Source organism: Hydrogenophaga sp. 70-12 (assembly GCF_001897365.1).
In the GTDB taxonomy this organism is placed as follows: domain Bacteria; phylum Pseudomonadota; class Gammaproteobacteria; order Burkholderiales; family Burkholderiaceae_C; genus Hydrogenophaga; species Hydrogenophaga borbori.
In genome coordinates this window covers 1-457 of the sequence record NZ_MKSS01000361.1, presented here as the reverse complement: position 1 = coordinate 457, position 457 = coordinate 1, and the positions used below count along the sequence as shown (strand labels likewise).

1 protein-coding gene is annotated in these 457 nt (G+C 64.6%); it reads left to right on the top strand.

All coding sequences use genetic code 11. From position 1 onward, the window contains the following. The coding region (locus tag BGO22_RS18525) for an ammonium transporter (RefSeq protein WP_502686484.1) at positions 1-457 on the top strand (457 nt) is incomplete at both ends.

The following is a 457-nucleotide window of genomic DNA, read 5'->3' as shown; positions in this document are numbered from 1 at the left end:
CCCGCCGCCGCTGAAGCGCCCAAACTCGACAGCGGCGACACCGCGTGGATGCTCACGTCCACGCTGCTCGTCATCCTGATGACCATCCCCGGCCTGGCCCTGTTCTATGGCGGCCTGGCGCGCTCGAAGAACATGCTGTCGGTGCTCATGCAGGTGATGGTGATCTTCTCGCTCATCTCCCTGCTGTGGGCCATCTACGGCTTCTCGCTCACCTTCGGCGGTGCGGGCACCTTCTTCGGCTCCTTCGACAAGCTGTTCCTTGCCGGCACCAAGGCCGACACCATGTCGTCGGCGCTGGCGACCATCCCCGAGTACGTGTTCATCGCCTTCCAGGGCACTTTCGCCGCCATCACCGTGGCGCTGATCGTGGGCTCCTTCGCCGAGCGCGTGAAGTTCGGCGCCGTGCTGCTGTTCTCGGCCCTGTGGTTCACCTTCTCGTACATCCCCATGGCCCACA